At 36.9% G+C, this 7,502-nt stretch carries 7 protein-coding genes; 1 reads left to right on the forward strand and 6 read right to left on the reverse strand.

Annotated features, from left to right (window positions below; all coding sequences use genetic code 11):
* Positions 1 to 9: 9 nt before the first annotated feature.
* From D569_RS0112960 to D569_RS0112985, 6 genes are all read right to left on the reverse strand, one after another.
* Positions 10 to 411 (reverse strand): cytidine deaminase, encoded by a 402-nt coding sequence (locus D569_RS0112960; protein WP_018932859.1) that lies wholly within the window; start codon positions 409 to 411, stop codon positions 10 to 12.
* Positions 412 to 431: 20 nt separating this feature from the next.
* On the reverse strand, positions 432 to 1,244 hold the full coding sequence (locus tag D569_RS0112965) for a purine-nucleoside phosphorylase (protein ID WP_018932860.1): 813 nt from the start codon (positions 1,242 to 1,244) through the stop codon (positions 432 to 434).
* A 16-nt stretch (positions 1,245 to 1,260) separates the two neighbouring features.
* Positions 1,261 to 2,439 (reverse strand): phosphopentomutase, encoded by a 1,179-nt coding sequence (deoB, locus tag D569_RS0112970; protein ID WP_026287322.1) that lies wholly within the window; start codon positions 2,437 to 2,439, stop codon positions 1,261 to 1,263.
* 17 nt (positions 2,440 to 2,456) lie between these two features.
* Entirely contained in the window at positions 2,457 to 2,621 is a 165-nt protein-coding gene (locus D569_RS22855; protein WP_018932862.1) for a XapX domain-containing protein, read from the reverse strand.
* A gap of 95 nt (positions 2,622 to 2,716) precedes the next feature.
* The gene (locus tag D569_RS0112980) at positions 2,717 to 4,018 is read right to left on the reverse strand and encodes a pyrimidine-nucleoside phosphorylase (protein WP_018932863.1); all 1,302 of its coding nucleotides are present in this window, start codon (positions 4,016 to 4,018) and stop codon (positions 2,717 to 2,719) included.
* 199 nt (positions 4,019 to 4,217) lie between these two features.
* Positions 4,218 to 4,943, reverse strand: coding sequence for a GntR family transcriptional regulator (locus D569_RS0112985; protein ID WP_018932864.1), 726 nt, complete (start codon positions 4,941 to 4,943; stop codon positions 4,218 to 4,220).
* 227 nt (positions 4,944 to 5,170) lie between these two features.
* Here D569_RS0112985 and htpG point away from each other — a divergent pair, with 227 nt between their 5' ends.
* Positions 5,171 to 7,051, forward strand: coding sequence for a molecular chaperone HtpG (gene htpG / locus D569_RS0112990; protein ID WP_018932865.1), 1,881 nt, complete (start codon positions 5,171 to 5,173; stop codon positions 7,049 to 7,051).
* Positions 7,052 to 7,502: the final 451 nt, after the last annotated feature.

Genomic DNA, 7,502 nt, shown 5'->3' on the forward strand with positions numbered 1-7,502 from the left:
CCTCCTTCATTATTTTACATTGGACATATCATCAGCAATAAATGCACCTGGAAGTAACTCCCTAACCGTCGTTTCTTGTACATCTCCTTGAAGATTCGTTAATAGCACTTTCATATCAGGTTCACAAAGCTCTGCCAAAACTTGACGACATGCTCCACACGGTGATACAGGGCGATCTGTATCTGCCACGACAGCTATCATTTCAAATTTCTTAGAACCTGTTGCATAGGCATGAAATAAAGCAGTTCTTTCACCACAATTAGTCATCGAGTAAGCAGCATTTTCGATATTGCAACCGTGGAAAATGTTTCCTTTGTCATCCAATAACGCCGCGCCTACTTTAAACTTGGAATACGGTACATACGCTTTTTTACGTGCCTTTTTAGCCTCTTCTATTAATTGTTTTTCCATCTCGTTCTCCCCCTTTTATTTTAGCCAATATCTTGTATTAGCTGTTTTACAAATTGTAAAAAGGATTCCCGAACTTTTTCTGTCGTTTCAATAACTTCATCGTGTGTTAATGGTTGATCTAAAATTCCTGCCGCCATATTGGAGATACAAGAAATACCGACACATTTGATGCCCGCATGACGAGCAACAGTAACTTCAGGTACAGTCGACATCCCAACAGCATCTCCTCCAATAGTATCTAACATGCGGATTTCTGCCGGAGTCTCATAACTTGGTCCAGTATTCCAAACATAGACACCTTCTTTTAAGGTAATGTCTAGTTGTTCAGCCGCTTGTTTTGCTACTACTTGTAAGTCACGATCATATGCAGTTGACATATCAGGGAATCGAACTCCATGCTCATGAACGTTTTCTCCGATTAATGGATTTTGTCCAGTGTTGTTGATATGATCCGTAATCAACATGAGATCTCCTGGTTCTAAAGATCGGTTCACACCACCTGCAGCATTTGTTACGATTAACTTTTCAACACCCAATTCTTTCATAACACGAACAGGGAATGTTACCGCATCTAGTCCGTAACCTTCATAGTAATGAAACCGCCCTTGCATGGCGATAACATCGACACCTTGCAATTTTCCAATTACCAACTGTCCTGCATGTCCTTCAACAGTTGATACTGGAAATCCTGGAATTTCTTCATATTTGATTTTAGTTGGGTTTTCTATTTCATCTGCTAGCATACCTAAACCCGATCCCAGAATTAAACCAATTTTAGGTTGTGTTTTTATTTTGTCTTGTAGATATGCAGTTGCTTCAGCTAACTGGTTCACTTCAAACAGCCTCCTATTACTCAATTTCTTTCAGAAAACTTTTCCCGTTTACTGGTAATGTTACACCAAAATTGTCAGCAATGGTAGCACCAATATCAGCAAATGTTTCTCTTATTTCTAATTGTTTACCATTTGTAATTTGATTATGACGAATTAAAAGCGGGACATACTCTCTCGTATGATCTGTTCCGTGATGGATAGGATCGTTACCATGATCCGCTGTAATAATGAAAAGATCATCATCTTGCAATTTTTTTAGCATTTCTGGTAAACGTTGGTCAAATGCTTCCAATGCTTCTCCGTAACCTTGAGGATCACGACGGTGCCCATATTTCGCATCAAAATCAACTAGGTTGAGGAAATTCAATCCATGAAAGTCTTTATCCATTGACTGAATGAACTTCTCCATACCATCAGCATTGTCCTTTGTACGAATGGCTTCTGTTACCCCTTCACCATCGTAAATATCAGATATTTTCCCTAATGCAATCACGTCATAGTCCGAATCTGCTAATTCATTCATGACCGTTCTACCAAAAGGCTTCAATGCATAATCATGACGATTAGAGGTACGCTCAAAAGCGCCTGGTTCACCGATAAAAGGACGAGCAATAACGCGGCCAACCATATATGTTTCATTTTTCGTTAAATCACGTGCGATCTCACAAATTCGATATTGTTCCTCAATCGGAATAATATCTTCATGTGCTGCAATTTGTAAGACAGAATCAGCTGATGTATACACAATCAGATCTCCTGATTTCATATGTTCTTCACCTAACTCTTCGATAATGGCGGTACCAGAAGCTGGTTTATTACCTATAACTTTTCGTCCTGTTTTCTCTTCTAATTGTTGTACTAGGTCATCTGGAAATCCATCTGGAAATGTTTGAAATGGCTGGTCAATATGCAAGCCCATGATTTCCCAATGTCCTGTCATCGTATCTTTCCCGTTTGAAGCCTCTTGCATTTTTGTGTAGTGTGCTTTCGGCTGCTCTGCTTTTTCGATGCCTTTAATTTCACGAATATTACTTAAACCTAACCTGCCAATATGAGGCATATGTAAGCCATTCATATGTTCAGCAATGTGGCCTAATGTATCCGCACCTTTGTCATTGAACTGTGCTGCATCTGGGGCTTCTCCAATACCAACAGAATCTAATACAATTAAAAATACTCGTTTATAAGATTTCAATAGTATTCTTCCTTTCTTTAAAAAAATGACTTCAACCATTCGACAATCTGTCCTCCGAAATAAACACCAAATATACCAACTACACCTGCGAGTACGGGTGGAGCAGGCAGAGGTAATTTCATGAATTTAAAGACAATGCCGATAATGATTCCAGCAAGTAAGCTAAGGACAATCTCTTTCATGCTGTTTCACTCCTATTTTATCTACTTTGATGTAGGATGTCCAACCTCTTCAGGCAGAGCCTATTACTTTGCATAAAAGACTCATCTTGTATTACTTAGTGAATAATATCGTAAATTAATGAATGTTGTGTTGTGTTTTCAGCTTTGATCGAATAAGCTTCGATGATTTTTTCTTCTACTTCTTTGATATTTTCCTGATTACTATATACTTTAACCAGTGTCTCCCCTTCTGATACTTGATCACCAATCTTTTTCTGTAACACTACCCCTACAGCCAAATCAATTTGTGAATCTTTGGTTAAACGTCCAGCACCTAGCATACTTGCTGCAATACCGATTTCATCTGCTACTATTTCTTTAACAAAACCAGCATGTGTTGCTTTGATATCTATAACATATTTTGCTTGTGGTAATTTACTTGGTGCATCTACCACTGATGCATCGCCACCTTGTGATGACACAAATGTTTTAAATTTCTCTAATGCTTTACCTGAGGCAACTGCATCTTCTAGTTTTGCTCTTGCTTCTTCAATAGAATCTGCTTGTTTCGCTAAATATACCATTTGACTTCCTAGTGTTAAACACAATTCATATAAATCTTCTGGCCCGTTTCCTTGTAACGTATCTATTGCCTCTTTGATTTCAAGTGCATTTCCTACAGCATGACCTAATGGCTGGTTCATATCTGAAATAACTGCAATTGTTTCACGACCTGCTCCATTTCCGATATCCACCATCGCTTTTGCTAATTGTTTTGCATCATCCAAATTCTTCATAAATGCGCCTGATCCTGTTTTGACATCCAATACAATTGCATCTGCACCAGAAGCTATTTTTTTACTCATAATCGAGCTAGCAATTAATGGGATCGAATTCACAGTAGCCGTGACATCTCGTAAACCGTACAATTTCTTATCAGCAGGAGTTAAATTCCCACTTTGCCCCACAACAGCTACTTTTTGTTGATTGACAAGTTGATTAAATTTTTCAGCTGTTAATTCAACTTGAAACCCTTTAATTGATTCTAATTTGTCAATGGTTCCACCAGTATGTCCAAGCCCTCTTCCAGACATTTTTGCTACAGGAACACCTACAGATGCTACTAAAGGAGCCAATATAAGTGTAGTAGTATCACCAACTCCTCCAGTTGAATGTTTATCTACTTTAATACCTTGTATATCTGACAAATCAACTTGATCACCAGATTCTACCATTGCCATAGTAAGATTTACTCGCTCTTCTGTTGTCATCCCCTGAAAATAAAGAGCCATCGCCATAGCTGACATTTGGTAATCAGGTATTTCCTCGTTTGTATAACCATCAATCATAAAATCGATTTCATCTTTTGTTAAACCTTTACCGTCACGTTTTTTAGCAATTAAATCAACCATTCTCATCGTACTGACACACCTTTCTTAAATAGTCCTTGTTTATGTACCTATTTTTCCTATGCATAATTGATAGGACGTCCAACAACCTATTGTCGATAAAAAGAACCCTTATATATTGGATTCGGTTTCATTATATAGGTAAGACGTCCAACAAGTCAATATATTTTTGTTCCATATAAAAACCATCCTTATCAGATGGTTTTTATTAAAATATTCGTTTTCGAATGACACTAAAACTTACCTGATCAGCTCTGAAAAAGTTTAATGAATATAAGATCGGTTGGTCATCCGTGTCATAATGCGTCTGTTTTAAAATCAATAGCGGCTGATCTGGATCTGATTCTAATATCTCGGATACCTCCTGATGGTAACCTATCGTTTTTATATCTGCCTTTGCATAACTTATCGTAATACCTTTTTTCTCTTGAAAAGAATATAACATCGATTCTTCTCCAAAATAATAGTCCTCTCCAATTAAAGAAACTGGCACCTTATCAATACAGTAAACCAATGGCTCACCATCAGCTGTCCTTACACGTTTGACAAGGTAAACTCGATCCTCATCATTTAACTCTAATTCTTGTTTATCTTCACTAACGGCATCAGCTATCCCCTGAAAAAGCAAATTAGTTCCAGGTTCTTTACCCTCTCTTTTGATAAAATCGGTAATACTGAATAATTCCTCAATACCACCAGAAAAAGAAGGTTTTTTATTCACAAAAGTGCCTATTCCATGTTTACGAATAATAACATTTTCTTCTTCTAATATCCGGAGCGCTTCTCTTAATGTATTTCGCGATACATTTAACTGCTTGGCAAAGTCCATCTCGGATGGCAATCGCTCACCAGGTTCTAACTCTCCATCATTAATTTTGGTTTTAATTTGTTCAATCACGTGCATATAACGTGGCGTTTGGTAATCAAAGGCCATGTTGACTTCCCCCTTTATGAACCGAACAACTTTTCTCATAAGAACATCTTATCATAAAAAAACAAAAAAATACTGTTTCTTTTTTAAAATAAGTGATTGTTACCAAGAAGTCAAACCGCTTTTGCGCTTGACACTACAAGGGTTTTGTGATAATTATTATGTGTTAGCACTCAGTGAACAAGAGTGCTAAAAATACATAAAACAAGTATCATAAGGAGGAAAATAACATGGAACAAAAGCAATTCCAAGCTGAATCGAAGCGATTGCTTGAAATGATGGTACATTCCATCTATTCACAAAAGGAAATCTTTTTACGTGAACTTATTTCAAATGCTAGTGATGCAATTGATAAAATCTACTATAAAGCTTTAACAGATGATAGTATCTCTTTCAATAAAGATGATTACTATATTCGAATTGAACCTAATAAAAATAATCGTACGTTAACTGTTAAAGACACCGGTATTGGAATGACAAAGGAAGAATTAGCAGATAACTTAGGTACAATTGCTAAAAGTGGTTCTCTTGCTTTTAAAAATGAAGTAGAAATGAAAGATGGACAAGAAATCATTGGGCAATTTGGTGTAGGGTTCTACTCTTCTTTTATGGTTGCTGAAAAAGTAACCGTATATACTCGTGCACTTCATAGTGATCAAGGCTATAAATGGGAATCTGATGGTGAAGAAGGCTATACAATCGAACCTTATGACAAACAGGATGTTGGAACTGAAATAATTATCCAACTAAAAGAAAATGCTGAAGAAGAAAACTATGATGAATTCCTTGAAGAATATAAATTGAAATCAATCATCAAAAAATATTCTGATTTTATTCGCTATCCTATTAAGATGGAGGTTACTGAAAAGAAACCGAAAGAGGATAATGAAGAAGAATTAGTAGATGTAATCGAAGATCAAACACTTAATAGCATGGTGCCAATCTGGCGTAAAAATAAACAAGAGCTAAGTGATGAAGATTACGAAAGCTTCTATCAAGAGAAACATTTCGGATTTGATAAGCCATTAAGCCACCTGCATATCAGTGTAGACGGTATGGTAAGATTCCAATCCATTCTTTATATTCCTGAACAATTACCATTTAACTATTACTCACAGGATTTCGAAAAAGGATTAGAACTCTATTCCAACGGCGTATTGATTATGGAAAAATGTGCTGATCTTTTACCCGATCACTTCAGTTTCGTACGGGGAATTGTCGATTCAGAAGATCTTTCACTAAATATTTCTCGAGAGATATTGCAACAAGACCGCCAAGTAAAATTAATTGCCAAAAATATTGAAAAGAAAGTCAAGAACCATTTACAAAGCATGCTGAAAAATGACCGCGAAAAATATGAGAAATTTTATGATGCATTTGGGCGTCAAATTAAATATGGTGTTTATGCAGACTTTGGTGCCAATAAGGATAAACTAAAAGATTTATTACTGTTCTACTCTTCCAGCGAGCAAAAGCTTGTGACACTAAAAGAATATGTGGAACGTATGCCAGACGATCAAGAACATATTTATTATGCAACTGGTGAATCACATGACCGCATCGAAAAATTACCACAAACAGAAATGGTTAAAGATAAAGGCTATGAAATTCTATACTTTACAGATGAAGTCGATGAATTTGCTATTAAGATGCTAATGAACTATGATGACAAAGAATTCAAAAATGTATCAAGTGGTGACCTTGATCTAGAAGATGAAGAAACGAAACAAGAAGCAGAAAAACAAAAAGAAGAACATAAAGATTTATTAGAGGAAATGAAGGAAATACTTGGCAACAAAGTAAAAGATGTTAAGCTTTCCACTCGTCTAAAAACACATCCTGTCTGCTTATCAGCTGAAGGTGATGTTTCGATTGAAATGGAAAAAGTCTTAAAGCAAATGCCTGATAACCAGAACATTGAAGCAACAAAAGTATTGGAAATCAACAACAAACATGAGATTTTCCAGGCACTAGTACAAGCCCACCAATCAGACAAAGAAAAAGTTAAACTATATACCAATATTTTATATAACCAAGCATTACTTATCGAAGGCCTCCCTATCGAAGACCCAGTAGCCTTGACAAACGATATGTGTAAAGTAATGGTATAAGAAAAACCGGGGCAAACCCCGCTGGTCCTGTTCAAAGTAGTCATTTTGACATGAATAATAGGCGTAACAACCGCTGCGGCTTGTCCACTTCGCTTTCCGTGGGGCGAGTCTTCAGCTAACTTTTGTAAAGAAGATCGCTTTACAAAAGTGGATCTTCAGATCACGCTGATCCCACAGGAATCGAAGTGGACGCCTACGCTAAATAACGTTCTACATTGTTTTAACGTACGGACATTACGTCTTTTATTTCACATGGTATAAAACCTCAAAAAGTTAACTGTCACATACGTTGTAGAGCTGCTTTATAGCGGAGGCCGCCCGCTTCAACTCCTGTGGGACTGTTTTACCTGAAGATCCACTTTTTCAAGCGGTTTTTGCTTGGAAAAGTTAGCTGAAGGTAAAACCCCACGGAAAGGGAAGCGGGCAGCCGCAGCGATGGTTTCCTGTACAT

Source organism: Gracilibacillus lacisalsi DSM 19029 (assembly GCF_000377765.1).
Classification (GTDB): Bacteria; Bacillota; Bacilli; order Bacillales; family Amphibacillaceae; genus Gracilibacillus; species Gracilibacillus lacisalsi.